At 72.5% G+C, this 16,743-nt stretch carries 13 protein-coding genes and 1 tRNA gene; 9 read left to right on the forward strand and 5 right to left on the reverse strand.

Annotation, left to right across the window (positions count from 1 at the left end; all coding sequences use genetic code 11):
- Positions 1-54 precede the first annotated feature (54 nt).
- The 4 genes from ABDB74_RS09350 to ABDB74_RS09365 form a co-directional block, all read right to left on the reverse strand.
- Positions 55-1,152 (reverse strand): LacI family DNA-binding transcriptional regulator, encoded by a 1,098-nt coding sequence (locus ABDB74_RS09350; RefSeq protein WP_346623521.1) that lies wholly within the window; start codon positions 1,150-1,152, stop codon positions 55-57.
- 199 nt (positions 1,153-1,351) lie between these two features.
- Positions 1,352-2,188 carry a carbohydrate ABC transporter permease gene (locus ABDB74_RS09355; protein ID WP_346623522.1) on the reverse strand — a complete coding sequence of 279 codons (837 nt, stop codon included), beginning with the start codon at positions 2,186-2,188 and terminating at the stop codon, positions 1,352-1,354.
- 37 nt (positions 2,189-2,225) lie between these two features.
- Positions 2,226-3,209: a sugar ABC transporter permease gene (locus ABDB74_RS09360; protein WP_346623523.1), complete on the reverse strand. Its 984-nt coding sequence runs from the start codon at positions 3,207-3,209 to the stop codon at positions 2,226-2,228.
- Positions 3,210-3,216: 7 nt separating this feature from the next.
- Positions 3,217-4,479, reverse strand: coding sequence for an extracellular solute-binding protein (locus tag ABDB74_RS09365; protein ID WP_346623525.1), 1,263 nt, complete (start codon positions 4,477-4,479; stop codon positions 3,217-3,219).
- A gap of 136 nt (positions 4,480-4,615) precedes the next feature.
- Between ABDB74_RS09365 and ABDB74_RS09370 the strand changes: the two genes are divergently transcribed.
- The 9 genes from ABDB74_RS09370 to ABDB74_RS09410 all read left to right on the forward strand — a co-directional run bounded on the left by ABDB74_RS09370 (position 4,616) and on the right by ABDB74_RS09410 (position 14,740).
- Positions 4,616-5,887, forward strand: a complete 1,272-nt coding sequence (locus tag ABDB74_RS09370) for an endo-1,4-beta-xylanase (RefSeq protein WP_346623526.1) — start codon at positions 4,616-4,618, stop codon at positions 5,885-5,887.
- Between the two features lie 126 nt (positions 5,888-6,013).
- Positions 6,014-8,377: a glycoside hydrolase family 3 N-terminal domain-containing protein gene (locus tag ABDB74_RS09375; RefSeq protein ID WP_346623528.1), complete on the forward strand. Its 2,364-nt coding sequence runs from the start codon at positions 6,014-6,016 to the stop codon at positions 8,375-8,377.
- The gene (locus tag ABDB74_RS09380; RefSeq protein WP_346623529.1) at positions 8,377-9,378 is read left to right on the forward strand and encodes an acetylxylan esterase; all 1,002 of its coding nucleotides are present in this window, start codon (positions 8,377-8,379) and stop codon (positions 9,376-9,378) included. Before ABDB74_RS09375 ends, ABDB74_RS09380 begins: the two co-directional genes overlap by 1 nt.
- Positions 9,378-10,880: an alpha-N-arabinofuranosidase gene (locus ABDB74_RS09385; protein WP_346623530.1), complete on the forward strand. Its 1,503-nt coding sequence runs from the start codon at positions 9,378-9,380 to the stop codon at positions 10,878-10,880. The genes ABDB74_RS09380 and ABDB74_RS09385 overlap by 1 nt, the downstream gene beginning before the upstream one ends.
- 91 nt (positions 10,881-10,971) lie before the next feature.
- On the forward strand, positions 10,972-12,048 hold the full coding sequence (locus ABDB74_RS09390) for a sn-glycerol-3-phosphate ABC transporter ATP-binding protein UgpC (protein ID WP_346623531.1): 1,077 nt from the start codon (positions 10,972-10,974) through the stop codon (positions 12,046-12,048).
- Positions 12,049-12,139: 91 nt separating this feature from the next.
- Positions 12,140-12,502: a chorismate mutase gene (aroH, locus tag ABDB74_RS09395; protein WP_346623532.1), complete on the forward strand. Its 363-nt coding sequence runs from the start codon at positions 12,140-12,142 to the stop codon at positions 12,500-12,502.
- A gap of 32 nt (positions 12,503-12,534) precedes the next feature.
- Entirely contained in the window at positions 12,535-13,236 is a 702-nt protein-coding gene (cmk, locus tag ABDB74_RS09400) for a (d)CMP kinase (RefSeq protein WP_346623533.1), read from the forward strand.
- On the forward strand, positions 13,233-14,579 hold the full coding sequence (gene der / locus ABDB74_RS09405) for a ribosome biogenesis GTPase Der (RefSeq protein WP_346623535.1): 1,347 nt from the start codon (positions 13,233-13,235) through the stop codon (positions 14,577-14,579). Before cmk ends, der begins: the two co-directional genes overlap by 4 nt.
- A gap of 87 nt (positions 14,580-14,666) precedes the next feature.
- Positions 14,667-14,740: transfer RNA gene (locus ABDB74_RS09410), tRNA-Pro, on the forward strand.
- A gap of 157 nt (positions 14,741-14,897) precedes the next feature.
- Here the strand turns inward: ABDB74_RS09410 and ABDB74_RS09415 are convergent.
- Positions 14,898-16,742 (reverse strand): TIM barrel protein, encoded by a 1,845-nt coding sequence (locus ABDB74_RS09415; RefSeq protein ID WP_346623536.1) that lies wholly within the window; start codon positions 16,740-16,742, stop codon positions 14,898-14,900.
- Between the last annotated feature and the right edge of the window lies 1 nt (position 16,743).

Here is a 16,743-nt window from a genome sequence, read left to right on the forward strand (position 1 = left end):
GCACCTGGTCGGCCGCGGCCACGCGACGCAGATGCCGATGTTCCCGGTCGGTCGTCACGCCCTCCCCGGGGGGACGGTGGACGCGCGCACGACCACGGACGTGGCCAGGGTGCGGTGGGCGTCGGCGAGCCCCTCGCCGGAGATGAGGGCCAGGAGCATGGCCGTGGCCTCCGCCCCCATCCGCCGGATCGGTTGCTGCACCGTGGTCAGCGGGGGATCGGCCATCGCGGATTCCGGGATGTTGTCGAATCCGACCACGGAGAGCTGACCGGGCACGTCCAGGCCGAGCTCCTTCGCCACCTCCAGCGTCATCAGCGCTGAGAGGTCGTTCGCCGCGAACACCGCGGTCGGTGGGTCGGAGCGCGAGAGCAGTTCGCGGGCCGCCTGCCGCGCCGGGTCCAGCTCGAAGCCACCGGACCGCATCAGATCCGGGTCCACCGGCAGCCCCGCGGCGGCGAGCGCCTCGCGGTAGCCCTGCTCCCGCTGCTGCGCGGAGAGCAGGTCCGACCGTCCGGTGATCATGCCGATCCGGGTGTGTCCCAACGCGAGCAGGTGCTCCACACCGAGCCGAGCACCCTGCAGGTTGTCCGCAGCCACCGAGGGAAGTCGCGACGGACCGGTGTGCGGATCGACCGCCACCACCGGTCCGTCGATCTGCACGTCGGTCACGGTCGGCGTGACGAGCACGGCACCGTCGACGAGCGATCCCATCAACCGGGTCAGCGATCGGCGCTCCCACCCCTCGCGCGCCTCGACGTGCCCGCCGGCGGAGTAGGCGATCAGTTCGTAGCCGGAGCCGTGGATGGCGTCGGCCACCCCCTTGAGCACCTCTGTGCTGAACGGCTCGAAGTCCATGACCAGCACGCCGATGACGTTGGTGCGGCGATTGCGCAGGCTGCGCGCGACCAGGCTCGCCTCGTAGCCCAGGCGCTCGATCACCTGGGTCACGTGGTCGACCGTCTCGGCGGAGACGCCGTACCGCCCGTTGATGACCTTCGACACGGTGGAGATGGAGACGCCGGCCTCCGCCGCGACCTGCTGCATCGTCACGCGGCCGCGCAGTGCCGGCACGGTGACGGCGGGGATCACCGGGATCGGGACGTCGTCGGTGTCCCGGCCGGCGACGTCGGCAGGCGATGAGTCGAGCGTCATGTGCAACCTCTCGTGGTCCGAATCCTCGACGGTCGGGCCCGCAGGCCGGACAGTCAAGGTGCCGGTCGGTCTCGGTGGAAGGCGGCCCCGTGCCGGCAGGGGGGCGTACCCGCTGACCGCGGGCGGAGCCCCTGGGCTTCGCGACGCGGGCCGGAAGTCGAGGGCCCGCCCGAGGACGGCCCTTCGATGACTGCCGTCCTCAGCCCTTCACCGCTCCCTGCAGGCCGCTCACGATGCGCCCCTGCATCGCGAGGAACAGGACGAGCGCCGGGATCATCGCGATGGTGGTGAACGCCAGCACACCCGCGGTGTCGGCGGAGTACTGGGTCGAGAAGTCGGCCACGCCGAGCGGCAGGGTGCGCGTGTCGCCCCGCAGCAGGAGCAGCGGGAGGAGGTAGGCGTTCCAGGAGGTGACGAAGGCGAGGACGCCGACCGTGACCAGGGCCGGCATCGACAGCGGGAGCGCGATCCGCCAGAAGATGCCCACGCGGGTGGCGCCGTCGAGCATGGCCGCCTCTTCGAGCTCCTTGGGCAGCGCCGCCAGGAACGGCCGCAGGATCACCACCGTGACCGGCAGCGCGAACGCCGCCTGCGGCAGCGCGACGCCCCACCAGGTGTTGGCGAGGGCCAGGTCCTGGGTCACGAGGATGAACAGCGGGATGATGGCCACCGCGGCCGGGAACAGCAGACCCAGCACGAAGACCAGGAACAGCGGCTCCCGGAGCTTGAACTGGTAGCGCGCCAACGGATAGGCGGCCATCACGCCGGCGAGCACCGCCACCACCGTGGTGATGAGGGCGATCGCGGTCGAGTTGAGCGTGTACTGCCAGAAGGCCGGACTGCTGAGGACGTTGGTGTAGTTGCTGAACACCCACGGGTCGGGGAGCCCGGCGGGGTCGCGTGCCAGCTGGGCGTTGGTGCGGAAGCCGCCGAGGGCGCCGTAGAGCACGGGCCCCAGCGTGACCGCCACGACCAGCAGCGCCACCAGGTAGACGAACGGGCCGCCCTGTCCGTACCTCGTCGGTCGTCGTGCCATCACCGGGACCTCCCCTCGGGTGCCTGCGCCATCGGGTTCATGCGTCCGCCTTCGTGTCACGGCGCAGCACCAGGGCCTGGTAGGCCACCGCCATCGCGAAGCCGATGAGGAACAGCACGACCGACGCCGCACCGGCGATCCCGTAGTTGCTGCGCTGGGTGCCCATGCTGATCAGGTAGGTGACCATCGTGGTCGTGGCGTTCGCCGGGCCACCACCGGTGAGGATCCAGACCATGTCGAACAGCTGCAGCGAGCCGATCATCGACAGGAAGATCCAGGTGCGGATGGTGGGCGCGATGAGCGGGACGGCGATCCGGCGCTGGACCTGCCACCACGAGGCGCCGTCGAGTTGCGCGGCCTCGTGCAGTTCGTCGGGGACGCCCTGCAGCCCGGCGAGGAAGAGCAGCACGGCCAGGCCGAGGTACTTCCACGTCAGGACGACGAAGACGGTGGCCAGGGCGAGGTCGGGCGTGCCCAGGAACCCCTGCTCGGGGACCGGGATCCCCACCGACGACAGCATCCGCTCGAGCAGCCCGGTGCGCGGCTGCAGCAGCTGGAACCACACGACGCCGGCGATCACCTCGGCGAGCACGTACGGGACGAAGACGATCGTCCGCAGCACCCCGCGCCCCTTGATGCGGCGGTTGAGCAGCAGTGCGAGCGCCAGGCCCAGCGGCAGCTGCACCGCGATCGAGGCGAAGACGATGATGAAGTTGTGCATGACCGCGTCGGTGAAGACGTCGTCGGACAGCACGCGCAGGTAGTTGTCCAGGCCGACGAAGTCGTCCATCGGGCCGAAGCCCTTCCAGCTGTAGAGCGACATCCGGGTCGCGGAGAAGACCGGGTAGAGGACGAAGATCGCCATCAGCGCCAGGGCCGGCGTCACGAACAGGAGGATCTCGAGGCGCTGCCGGCGCTTTCCGCCCCGGCGGCGGCGGGTCACCCGGGACGTGTGTGCGCCGCCCCGGGTGACCGCTGCGCCGGGGTCCGTCGCCTCCGGCGCAGCGGTCACTCTGGTCATCTCTGGATCACTTCTCCAGTTCGGCGGCCTGCGTGGTCGCTTCCACGATGTCCTCCGGCGTCGCTTCGCCGGCGAACATGAGGGCGATCGCGTCGTTCATCGCACCACCGATCGACGCCCCGAAGGCGGTGTCGAAGTAGAGCTGGATGTAGGGCGCCGCGTCGCGGACCTCGAGCAGCTGGGCCAGCGCCGGGTCGGAGACGGCGTCCGTCGCGGCCGGGTTCGTCGGGAGACCCATGTCGTTCTCCGCGAAGCCCCGCTGGACGTCGTCGGAGAGCAGGTACTTGACGAGGTCGACCGATGCGTCCGGGGCGTCGGTCGAGACGGCCCACGCGTCGCCACCGCCGAGCTGTGCATCGGGGTCGCCCTCGCCGCCCTCGATGGCCGGGAACGCGAACCACCCGGTCTTCTCGCCCAGACCCTCGCCGTCATCGGTGAGGCCCTGCATCACGCCGGGCTCCCAGTGGCCGGCCAGCTCCATCGCGACCTGCTCCGACGCGAGCAGGCCGGAGGCCGAGGTGGCCCCCTCCTGCGCCGGCGTCGTGAGGAAGCCGGGGTTGAAGGGCTCGGTCTCGATCAGGTTCTGCAGCTCCTCGCCGGCCGTCACGAAGCACTCGTCGGTGAAGTCGAGGCTGGTGACCGCATCCTCGAGGACCTCCTGGCCGCAGGCCCGCAGCGCCGTGTAGTACCAGTAGTGGGCGGCCGGCCACTTGTCGCCCGCGCCGACGGAGATGGGCGTGATGCCCGCGGCCTTCAGCTTGTCGATGGCCGCGTAGAGCTCTTCCATCGTGGCCGGCGGCTCGCTGATGCCGGCCTGCTCGAAGAGCTCGGTGTTGTACCAGAAGCCGACGACGCCGAGGGAGAACGGCAGCGCGTAGGTCTGTCCGTCGACCTGCCAACCGGACACGGTGCCGCCGAGCTTGTCGATGATCTCGTCCGCCTCCTGGGTGAGGTCGCGGACCAGTCCGGCCTCCACGTGGTCGGCGAGCTCGCCGCCACCGCGCTCCATGTACACGTCCGGCAGGTCGCCGCTCTGGAAAGCGGCCGCCAGCCGGTCGACCATGTCCTCGTGGGCCATGGCCACGACCTCGACCTCCACGCCGGGGTTGTCGTTCTCGAAGTCCTCGGCCACCTGCTCGTAGAAGCCCCGGCCGGGCTCGTTGTTCGAGTTGTGCCACCAGGTAATCGTGCTGTCATCGCCTCCCGAGGCGCTGCTGTCGTCACCACCACAGGCAGTGACCGTCAGCAGCACCGCACTGCTGCAGAGCACCGAGAGAGCTGCTCGCCCCGAACGCCGCATGTCTGACCCCTTTGTCCCTCCACGCCGTCGTGGCGCAGAACACGTTCCGAGAACGTTCCAGGCGAGGGCTTGCGCTGTCAATCGTTGTCGATAACGATTTCGCCCCATGACCCCCGCAGCGGCCGCCGACGCCGTCCGGCGCACCGAGTCGACCCTCACCGTGCGCTCCGCCGACGGCGCGCCGTGCGCCGACCGGGAGGTCCTGGTCCAGCAGCTCCGGCACGACTTCGCCTTCGGCAACATCGGCTTCGACTTCGTGGGACTCGCCAACCAGGAGCAGGGCGGGACCCGGGAGAACGTCTTCGGCGGCGCCGATCCCGAGGCTGCCCAGCGGCTCGAGGGCCTGTGGCTCGACGTGTTCAACACCGCGACGCTGCCGTTCTACTGGGCCGGCTTCGAGCCGGTGGAAGGGCAGCCGGACACCCGGCGGCTGCAGGCCACCGCGGCGTGGTTCCGCGAGCGCGGGGTGTCGGTCAAGGGGCATCCGCTGGTCTGGCACACGCTGACGCCGGACTGGCTGGGGGAGTACCCCGCCTCCGAGGTCGAGGAGATCGTGCGGGCGCGCGTCCGGCGTGAGGTCACCGCCCTCGCCGGGCTGGTCGACACCTGGGACGCGATCAACGAGGTCGTGATCATGCCGGTGTTCTCCAACGAGGAGCGGCAGAACCCGATCACAGCCCTGTGCCGCCGCATCGGCCGGATCCCGACCATCCGGCTCGCCTTCGAGGAGGCCCGCCGGGCCCACCCCGCGACGACGCTGATCCTGAACGACTTCAACCTGTCGACGGCGTACGAGTGCCTCATCGAAGGTGTCCTCGAGGCCGGCGTGCAGGTGGACGCCCTCGGCCTGCAGAGCCACATGCACCAGGGCTACTGGGGCGAGGAGCGGACGCTGGAGGTCCTGGAGCGGTTCTCTCGCTACGGCCTCCCGCTGCACTGGACCGAGACGACCCTGGTCTCCGGCGACCTCATGCCCCCGGAGATCGTGGACCTCAACGACCACCAGGTCGACGAGTGGCCCTCCACGCCCGACGGCGAGGAGCGGCAGGCCGACGACGTCGTCCGCCACTACCGGACGCTCCTCGGGCACCCGGCCGTCGAGGCCGTGACCTACTGGGGGATCACCGACCAAGGGGCCTGGCTCGGCGCGCCCGCCGGGCTGGTGCGCACCGACGGCACTCCCAAGCCCGCGTACGACGCACTCCGCGGCCTGGTCAAGGACGAGTGGTGGTTGCCGCCGACCCGGCTGCGGACCGACGGAGAGGGCCGGGTCCCGGTGTGCGGCTGGCCCGGCGACTACTCGGTGTCGATCGGCGACCGCTCCGCCACCTGGCAGTTGCGGCGCGACGCGCCGATCTCGGAGGCCACCCTGGCCTGACGGCGCAGCACCCCCGGCCGGGGCAGGATGCTGCGGGCGCACCTCCTCGCCGCAGCCGTCGCCCGGCACAGGCGGCCCCCGGTCCGCCGCATCCCGAACCACGAGACAGGACGGACTTCCGCGAGCATGGTCATCAACGTCGACACCGACACTGCGCCCTGGCGCGACCCGGAGGTCCCCGCCGAGGACCGGGTGGCCGATCTGGTCCACCGCATGACGCTGGAGGAGAAGGTCGCCCAGCTCTACGGCGTGTGGGTGGGCATCGACGCCACGGAGGGGGAGGTCGCCCCGCACCAGCACGAGATGGCGGCGATGCCGGTGGACTGGGAGGAGCTGATCCGCAGCGGGCTGGGCCAGCTGACCCGGCCGTTCGGGACGGCGCCGGTCGATCCGCTGCTCGGGGCCAAGGGCCTGGCGGAGAGCCAGCGTCAGATCATGTCCGCCGGGCGCTTCGGGATCCCCGCGCTGGTGCACGAGGAGTGCCTCACGGGGCTCGCGGCGTGGACGGCGACCGTCTTCCCCTCGCCGCTGTGCTGGGCGGCCAGCTTCGACCCGGACCTCGTGCAGCGCATGGGCGCGGCCATCGGGAGCAGCATGCGCCGGCTCGGCGTCCACCAGGGGCTCGCCCCCGTCCTCGACGTCGCCCGGGACCTGCGCTGGGGCCGGGTCGAGGAGACCATGGGCGAGGACCCGCACCTGGTGGGCACGATCGGCAGCGCGTACGTGCGCGGCCTCGAGTCCAGCGGGGTCGTCGCGACGCTGAAGCACTTCGTCGGCTACTCCGCCTCCCGCGCCGGGCGCAACCTCGCCCCGGTGTCGGCCGGCCCACGGGAGATCGCCGACGTGTTCCTCCCGCCGTTCGAGATGGCGCTGCGGGCGGGGGCCCGGTCGGTGATGAACTCCTACACCGACATCGACGGGGTGCCCGCGGCCGGCGACCCCGCCCTCCTGACCTCGCTGCTGCGCGACACCTACGGCTTCACCGGCACCGTCGTGGCCGACTACTTCTCGATCGCCTTCCTGCAGAGCCTGCACGGCGTCGCCGGCTCGCCCGCGGAGGCGGCCGCGCTCGCCCTCGAGGCCGGGATCGACGTGGAGCTGCCGACCGTGGCCTGCTACGGCGAGCCGCTGGTGGCGGCGGTGCGCAGCGGCGCGGTGGACGAGGCGCTCGTGGACCGGGCGCTGCGCCGGGTGCTGCTGCAGAAGTGCGAGCTGGGCCTGCTGGACGCCGACTGGTCGCCCGACTCACCGGCGGTCGTCGACGGCGAGGTCACGCTCGACCCGGACGAGTCCCGGGTCGTGGCCCGGGAGCTCGCCCGCCGCTCGGTGGTGCTGCTCGCCAACGACGGGACCCTGCCGCTGCAGGCGGGGCAGCGCCTGGCGGTCGTGGGCCCCCGTGCCGACACCGCCCAGGCGATGCTGGGCTGCTACTCCTTCCCGATGCACGTCGGCGTGCACCACCCGGGCGTGCCCGTGGGCGTCGACATCCCGACGCTGGCCCAGGCGCTGAAGGAGTCGCCGGCGGCCTACGACGTCGTCGTCGCCGAGGGCTGCCCGGTGCTGGGGGGCGACGACGCGGGCATCGAGGCGGCCGCGCACGCCGCGGCCGGCGCCGACGTCTGCGTGGCCGTCCTGGGGGACCAGGCCGGGCTGTTCGGCAACGGCACCTCGGGGGAGGGCTGCGACGCCGTGGACCTCCGGCTCCCCGGCCGCCAGGAGGAGCTGCTGGAGGCCCTGCTGGCGACGGGCACCCCCGTCGTGCTCGTCCTGCTGTCCGGCCGCCCCTACGACCTGTCCCGGCAGGTCGACCGGCTCGCCGCGGTGGTCTGCGGGTTCTTCCCCGGGGAGGAGGGCGGTCCCGCGATCGCGGAGGTCCTCAGCGGGCGGGTGGGCCCGTCGGGCCGGCTGCCGGTGAGCTTCCCCGGCGGCGCCGGCAGCCAGCCCGCGACCTATCTCGCCTCGCCCCTGGGCCGGCGCACCGACGTGAGCTCGGTGGACCCGACCCCGCTGTTCCCCTTCGGGCACGGGCTGGGATACGGCTCCGCGACCTGGGCGGGAGTGCGGCCGACGAGCGGACCGGAGTGGGACACCGACGCGTCCAGCGTGCTGGAGGTCGAGCTCCGCAACGACACCGACCGCGAGGTCACCGAGGTCGTGCAGGTCTACCTGCACGACCCGGCGGCCGAGGTGGTCCGGCCGGTCCAGTCCCTCATCGCCGCCCGGCGGGTCGATCTCCCGGCAGGCTGCGCGGCGTCGGTCCGGTTCACCCTGCACGCCGATCTCACCTCCTTCACGGGGCGGGACGGGTTGCGGATCGTGGAGCCCGGCGAGGTGGAACTCCGGGTGGGCGCCTCCAGCGCCGACGTGCGGGAGGTTCTCCGGTTCACGCTCTCCGGCAGCCGCCGCACGGTCGGGGTCGACCGCCGGCTGCACCCGGAGAGCGTCGTCGAGCACCTGCCGGCGGCTTCCGGCCGGGGAAGCGGGCGCTGATGCCGCAGACCGACCTCCCGCTGGACGAGCTGCGGCGCTACGCCCCGGACCTCCCCGCCCCTCGGGACCTCGAGGCGTTCTGGTCCGCGACGCTCGGCGAGGCGGCGGAACGGCCCCTGGACGCGACCTCGACACCGGTCGACTCGGGTCTGGTGACCGTCGAGACCCATGACGTGTCCTTCGCGGGCTTCGGGGGCTCCCCGGTGCGTGCCTGGCTGCACCTGCCCGCCCGCGGGCTCCGCGGCGACGGTCCGCTGCCCGGGGTGGTCCAGTACCAGGGCTACAACGGCGGCCGGGGTCTGCCGCACGAGCACGTCTTCTGGGCCTCGGCGGGGTTCGCCCACCTCGTCGTCGACACGCGTGGCCAGGGGAGCGGCTGGACGGTCGGGGACACCGGTGACCCGGTCGGATCGGGGGCGGCCCAGCCCGGCTTCCTGACCCGGGGCGTGCTGGACCCGGGGGACTACTACTACCGCCGCGTCTACACCGACGCGGTGCGCGCGCTCGGTGTGCTGCGCGGCCACCGGGAGGTCGACGGCGACCGGATCGCGGTGGCCGGCATCAGCCAGGGCGGTGGCATCGCACTGGCCGTGGCGGCCCTCGACCGCGGCGTCGCGGCGGTCATGCCCGACGTCCCCTTCCTCTGCGACTTCCCGCGCGCCACGCGCGTCGCTCCTGGCGACCCCTACGGCGAGGTCGTCCGGTACCTCAAGGCCCACCGGGACCGCGTGGACGACGTCTTCCGGACGCTGAGCTACTTCGACGCCGCCGTCCTGGCGAGGGCGGCGTCGGCACCGGCGCTGTTCTCCGTGGCGCTCATGGACGAGATCTGCCCACCGTCGACGGTGTTCGCGGCGTACAACGCCTACGCCGGCCCGAAGGAGATCGCGGTGTACCCGTTCAACGACCACGAGGGCGGGGAGGCCCGCCAGCAGCGCGAGCAGCTCACCTGGCTCCGCGGCCGGCTCGGGCTGCCCGCCGCGCGGGAACTGGGCGTCTGATGCTCACCGCACGCCTCACCATCGACCCGGCGCGACCGGTGGGTCCGGTGTCCCGTCGGCTCTTCGGCGCCTTCGTCGAGCACATGGGGCGCGGTGTGTACGGCGGCATCTACGAGCCGGGGCACCCGGAGGCGGACGAGGAGGGTTTCCGCCGGGACGTGATCGACCTCGTCACGGAGATGGGGGTGACGACGGTCCGGTACCCCGGCGGGAACTTCGTCTCCGGCTTCCGCTGGGAGGACGGCGTCGGGCCGCGCGACGACCGGCCCGTCCGGCTCAACCTCGCGTGGCACAGCACGGAGACCAACGAGGTCGGGTTGCACGAGTTCGCCTCGTGGCTGGAGAAGGTCGGCGCCGAGCTCATGCTCGCCGTGAACCTCGGTACCCGCGGCACGCTGGAAGCGCTGGACCTGCTCGAGTACGCGAACGTGCCATCCGGCACGACGCTCGCGGACCAGCGGATCCGCAACGGGCGGCGGCAGCCGTTCGACGTGCGGATGTGGTGCCTCGGGAACGAGATGGACGGTCCGTGGCAGCTCGGCCAGCGGTCCGCGGAGGACTACGGCAAGCTCGCCGCCCGGACGGCGAAGGCCATGCGCCAGGTCGATCCGGGCCTCGAGCTGGTGGCCTGCGGCTCGTCGGGCGCGGACATGCCGACCTTCGGTGAGTGGGAGCGCACCGTGCTCGCCCATGCCTACGACGACGTCGACCTCATCTCCTGCCACGCGTACTACGAGGAGAAGGACGGTGACCTCGGCTCGTTCCTCGCGTCGGCGACGGACATGGACCGGTTCATCGAGACGGTCGTCGCCACCGCGGACCACGTGAAGGCCGTGCGCAGGAGCCCGAAGACGATCGACATCTCCTTCGACGAGTGGAACGTCTGGTACCTGTCGAAGGTGCCGGGAGGCCTCGCGAAGCGTATCGACGACTGGCCGCTCGCGCCCCCCATCAGCGAGGAGCCCTACACGGTCGCGGACGGCGTCGTCGTGGGGAGCCTCCTGATGTCGCTGCTCCGGCACGCGGACCGGGTGACCAGCGCCTCGATCGCCCAGCTCGTCAACGTGATCGCCCCGATCGCGGCCGAGCCGCGCGGGCCGGCGTGGCGCAAGTCGACGTTCTTCCCGTTCGCGACCACCTCCCGCCTGGCGCGCGGCGTCGCCCTCGTCGTCGGCGTCGACGGCCCCGGCTACGACACCGCCGCCTACGGCGAGGTGCCGGTCATCGACGCCGCGGCCACCGCCGACGCCGGCGTGGCTGCGCTGTTCCTCGTGAACCGCTCGCAGACGGAGGAGGCCGAGGTCTCCGTCGACCTCACCGCGCTCGGGGTGGACACCGTCGCGGAGGCACTGACGCTGTCCGACCCCGATCCGCATGCGGCGAACACGACCGACCGCCAGGACCGGGTCCGGGTGCGGCCGAACGCTCGAGCAGCGGTGGTCGAGGGCACGCTCCACGTGACCCTGCCTCCGGTCTCGTGGACGGCCGTCTCCCTGTGCTGACCGTGTGATCGACCGCCCCGACCCACCCGCACCCACCACCGGACAGCACCGGAGCCGGCAACGCCGCCGGACGAGAAGACAGGAGCACGACATGGCAACGGTCACCTACGACCACGCGACACGGGTGTACGAAGGCGCCGAGCGGCCCGCGGTCGACGCGCTCGACCTGACGGTCGAGGACGGCGAGTTCCTGGTCCTCGTGGGCCCGTCCGGCTGTGGCAAGTCCACCTCGCTGCGGATGCTGGCCGGCCTGGAGGAGGTCACCGACGGGCGGATCCTCATCGGCGACCGGGACGTCACCGACGTGGCGCCCAAGGACCGGGACATCGCGATGGTGTTCCAGAACTATGCGCTGTACCCGCACATGACCGTGGCCGACAACATGGGCTTCGCCCTGAAGATCGCCGGCATGGGCAAGGCGGAGATCGCCGAGCGGGTGCGCGAGGCGGCGAAGCTGCTGGACCTCGCCGACTACCTGGACCGCAAGCCCAAGGCCCTCTCCGGCGGCCAGCGCCAGCGGGTGGCCATGGGCCGGGCGATCGTGCGCCAGCCCCAGGTGTTCCTGATGGACGAGCCGCTGTCCAACCTCGACGCCAAGCTGCGGGTGCAGACCCGCACCCAGATCGCCCAGCTGCAGCGCCGCCTGGGCATCACCACCGTCTACGTCACCCACGACCAGGTCGAGGCCATGACGATGGGCGACCGCGTGGCCGTGCTCAAGGACGGCCTGCTCATGCAGGTGGGCAAGCCGCGCGAGCTCTACGACCGCCCGGCCAACGCCTTCGTCGCCGGTTTCATCGGCTCGCCGGCGATGAACCTCTTCACCCTGCCCCGGGCCGAAGGCGGCGTGCGGTTCGGCGACGAGATCTACCGGGTGCCCCGCGAGGTGCTCGGCCAGTCCGCGGACTCCTCCGTGCAGGTGGGCGTCCGCCCCGAGGACCTGGACGTCTCCGATCGCGGACTGGCCGTCGACGTCGACGTCGTCGAAGAGCTCGGCGCCGACGCCTACGTCTACGGCCGCACCACGCTGGACGGCACCGAGCACCTCATCACCGCGCGCGTCGACGGGCGCCGCCCGCCGCAGCGCGGCGAGGTCATCCACGTGGCTCCGAGGCAGGGGCACGTGCACCTGTTCGACGTCGCGAGCGGTCAGCGTCTGGCGGACTGACCCAGCAGGGGGGAGGTCGGTGGCGCGCGCTCCCTAGACTCGTCCGAGGCGCCCGGCGATCCGGTGTGTCTCAGGCGAACGAGGAGAGTGCATGGCCGTCCGAGCCATCCGGGGCGCGACGCAGGTCGAGGCCGACGACCGGGAGCAGGTGCTCGAGGCCACCCGCGAGCTGGTCCAGGCTGTCCTGGAGCGCAACCAGCTGGCCTCCGAGGACCTGATCAGCATCCTGTTCACGGCCACGCCGGACCTGGTGTCGGAGTTCCCGGCGCTGGCCGCGCGGGAGCTCGGGCTGGGAGACGTGCCGCTGATGTGCGCCACCGAGATCGCGGTGCCGCACGCCCTGCCCCGGGTGCTGCGGCTCATGGCGCACGCGGAGACGCCTCGGGCGCGCGCCGACATCCAGCACGTCTACCTGCGGGGCGCCGTCGCGCTGCGCCGGGACATCGCGCAGTGAGCGAGCATCGCCCCACCGGGGTGGAGAGAGCAGTGAGTGAGCAGATGACCTTCAGCGGCCAGGTGACCCTGGACGGCCCGTCGGGCACCGGCAAGTCCAGCGTGGCTCGCGGTGCGGCGGCGCGCCTGGGTGCGGCCTACCTCGACACCGGCGCGATGTACCGGGCGGCCACCGTCGCGGTGCTCGACGCCGGGATCGACCCGGCCGACGCCGAGGGCGTGGCGCGCACGGTGGCCGGGGCCCGCATCGAGGTGGGCACCGACGCGGCCACCGAGATCGTGCGCGTCGACGGCGTCGACGTCGCGGCCCGCATCCGGGGGGCCGAGGTGACCCGGGCCGTCTCCGCCGTCTCCGCGGTGCCGGCGGTCCGGCGGAAGCTGGTCGACCAGCAGCGCGCGCTCGTCGCCTCCGCCGGGACCGTCGTCGTGGAGGGGCGCGACATCGGCACCGTCGTCCTGCCCGACGCGGCCCTGAAGATCTACCTGACCGCCGCGCCGGAGGCCCGCGCCCAGCGCCGCGCCGCCCAGCTCGGCATCCGGGAACCGGCCGAGATCGCGGAGCTCGCGGCCGACCTGCGCCGCCGCGACGAGTTCGACAGCAGCCGGGCCGACAGCCCGCTGCGGCCGGCCGCCGACGCCGTCGTCGTCGACAGCACCGAGCTGGACCAGCAGGGCACCATCGACCGGATCGTCGCCCTGGCGACGGCCACGGCGGCCGTGGGGCAGCGGGCATGACCGAGGAGAGCACCGGGCCGCTGCCCGTCGTCGCGATCGTCGGCCGGCCCAACGTCGGCAAGTCGACCCTGGTCAACCGCTTCCTCGGCCGGCGCGCCGCCGTCGTGCAGGACGTCCCGGGCGTCACGCGCGACCGGATCAGCTACGAGGCGCTGTGGAACGGCAAGCGGTTCACCGTGGTCGACACCGGCGGCTGGGACCCGAAGGCCGCGGGCCTGGGTGCGGCGATCACCCGCCAGGCCGAGTACGCGATGAAGACCGCCGACGTCATCGTCTTCGTCGTCGACAGCCAGGTGGGCGCCACCGACACCGACCTGGCTGCGGCGCGCATCCTGCGCCGCAGCGACCGGCCGGTGATCCTCGTGGCCAACAAGGTCGACGACGAGCGGAGCGAGGCCAACGCCGCCGAGCTCTGGTCGCTCGGCATGGGGGAGCCCCAGGCGGTCAGCGCCCTGCACGGGCGGTCCAGCGGTGACCTGCTCGACCTGGTCCTCGACGCGATGCCCGAGGCGCCGCGCGAGCAGGAGGAGGAGGGCGGGCCCCGGCGGGTGGCGCTGGTCGGCCGGCCCAACGTCGGCAAGTCGAGCCTGATCAACCGGCTCGCCAAGGAGGAGCGCTCGGTCGTCGACTCCGTGGCCGGCACCACCGTCGACCCGGTCGACTCGATCGTGTCCCTCGGCGGCGAGGAGTGGCGGTTCGTCGACACCGCGGGCCTGCGGCGGAAGGTCAACACCGCCAGCGGGATGGAGTACTACGCCAGCCTGCGCACCGAGGCCGCCATCCAGGCCGCCGAGGTCTGCGTCGTCCTGCTCGCCGCCGACGAGGTGATCAGCGAGCAGGACCAGCGGGTCATCACCCAGGTCGTCGAGTCCGGCCGCGCGCTGGTCCTGGCCTTCAACAAGTGGGACACCCTCGACGAGGACCGGCACGCCCAGCTCGAGCGGGAGATCGATCGCGACCTCGCGCACGTGAAGTGGGCGACGCGGGTCAACATCTCGGCGTCCACGGGCCGTGGCGTGGGAAAGCTGGCCGACCACCTCCGCGCCGCGATCGCCTCGTGGGAGACCCGGGTGCCGACGGCGGAGCTGAACACCTTCGTTCGGGCACTGGTGCAGGAGACGCCGCCGCCGGCCCGCGGTGGGCGCGCGCCGAAGATCAAGTACGTCACGCAGGCCGACGTCCGGCCGCCGCGGTTCGTCGTCTTCTCCACCGGCTTCCTGGAGGCCGGCTACCGCAGGTTCCTGCAGCGCAAGCTGCGCGAGCAGTGGGGCTTCCAGGGCACGCCGATCGAGATCTCGGTGAAGGTCCGCGAGGGCCGGGACAAGGACGCCAGGCGCGGCTGACCACCGTCGGACCGGGGGAGGGTCGTGCGGTAATCTTCCGGGGCGGTCGTCGCGCAGCCGGGAATCCCGGTGTGGTGGGGCGGCACGCGGGCTGTAGCGCAGCTTGGTAGCGCACTTGACTGGGGGTCAAGGGGTCGCAGGTTCAAATCCTGTCAGCCCGACAGTGCAACACCGCAGGTGAGAGGCGGGCCGACCGAAGAGGTCGGCCCGCCTTTCGCACCGGTACATCGACGGGCAGCGGGGCTCGACAACGCCCGCGGTCTCCGCTGCGCCGGTTGGGCTCCGGTGGGCCGGGTGGGCCAGTGCCCGTCGGCTCGGTCAGCACACCGGCGTCATGCGGGCCCGCCGCTGGGCGGCCATGCGGATGGGGGTGTCGGCGGTGCCGTATCCGTCGTAGCCGCCGATGCGCTGCACCACCTCGAAGAAGACCCGGTCGCCGAGCACCTGTGTGGCCAGGTGCAGGTAGCCGCCGGTGGCGTCCTCCTCGTACATCAGGCCGTGCGCCCGGATGGCGCCGAGCAGATCAGGCGGGAGATCGAGCCGCGCCTCCAGGTCGTCGGCGTAGTTGGGGGGAACGGGTGCCAGGGGAGTTCCGGCCGCGCGGAGCCTGACCGCCGCGGCGACGACGTCATCGGTGTGGAAGGCGACGTACTGAGGATCGCGGACACCGGGCGCCCACTCACCACGGCGCAGTGTCGGCGCGCTGAGGGCCAGCCGCACCCCCCGGTCCGCGCCGATCACGGCTCGGGTGCGCACCAGTCCGAAGGGGGCCGCGACCTCGGTGACGTCCTGCAGCTCCAGGCCCAGGACGGCCCGGTAGAAGAGCGCCGCCTCGTCGAACGCGTCGAAGGGCTGGGTCAGGCCGAGGTGGTCGATCCTGAGCGGTAGGGCCGACTCGGCGACCTCGTTCCCGGTCGGGAGGAAGTCGGCCGGCCAGCCGTCCGGGCCGGTCCGGGTGAAGAAGACCTGGGTGCCGTCCGGGGCCGCGATGGCGGACAGATCCGCTTCGGCCGCGCCGCGCGCACGGGGCAGGACCGGCGCCCCCAGGGCGACGGAGCGCGCGGCCGATCGCGGCGGGTCGCTGCTCTCCAGACCCAGCGCCGCCACGGTGGCCACTCCGGCGCCGTCCGGACGGACCACCGACGCGTTGAGCAGCACGCGCGCGTCCCCCTGCTCCCACAGCTGCACCGGCTTCGACCGGTGCTGGCCGGTGTGGGTGAACCCCATGCGCGACAGGACGGTGGCCACCTGCGGGCCCGAGATCCCGTCGACGGCCAGCTCGACGAAGGAGTGGCCGGTCAACACCGGCGGCGCCGGCAGGGGCGGGGGCGCCCCGGTGGGCGACAGCGACTCCTCGAGCCAGCGCAGCGAACGCATGCCGTCGACGGCGGCCCGCGTGGGGTCGGCCTGCCGGTAGACGTCGTTGAAGACCTCCAGCGACAGCGGACCGGCGTATCCGGCGGCGAGCACGTGCCCGAGGAAGGCGGTGAGGTCGAACGCCCCCTGCCCCGGGAAGAGCCGGTGGTGGCGGCTCCACTGCAGCACGTCCATGTGCATGGTCGGTGCGTCGGCCAACTGCAGGAAGAAGAGCTTCTCGGCGGGCACGGCCGCGAAGCCCGTCGGGTCCCCACCCCGCGAGAGCACGTGGAAGCTGTCCAGGCACAACCCCACCGAGGGCACATCGGCCCGGCGGACGACGTCCCAAGAGGCCTCCCAGGTCGAGACGTGCGCACCCCAGGCGAGCGCCTCGTAGGCGATCCGCAGTCCCCGTCGCCCGGCGCGATCCCCCAGGGTGGCCAGCTGCTCGGCCAGCCGGTCGGGATCGGACACGGCGTCCGGCCCGACCGACGAGCAGACGAGCACCGTGTCGGCCCCGAGCCGGCTCATGACGTCGAACTTGTGCTCGGCGCGGCGCAGGTTGCGGGCGAACCGGTCGTCGTCGGTGGAGTCGAGGTCGCGGAAGGGCTGGTAGAGGTCGATGGTGAGGCCGCGGTCGGCACATCGTGCCGCGACCTCCGACGGCGCCCATGGCGAGGCCAGCAGGTCCGGCTCGAACAACTCGATGCCGTCGAACCCCGCGGCGGCCGTGGCGTCGAGCTTGTCCTCCAGGGTGCCGGACAGGCAGACGGTCGCGATCGTCCGACGGGGGGTTGCTCGTGCCATG

Origin of the sequence: Blastococcus sp. HT6-4, assembly GCF_039679125.1 — a bacterium.
In the GTDB taxonomy this organism is placed as follows: Bacteria; Actinomycetota; Actinomycetes; order Mycobacteriales; family Geodermatophilaceae; genus Blastococcus; species Blastococcus montanus.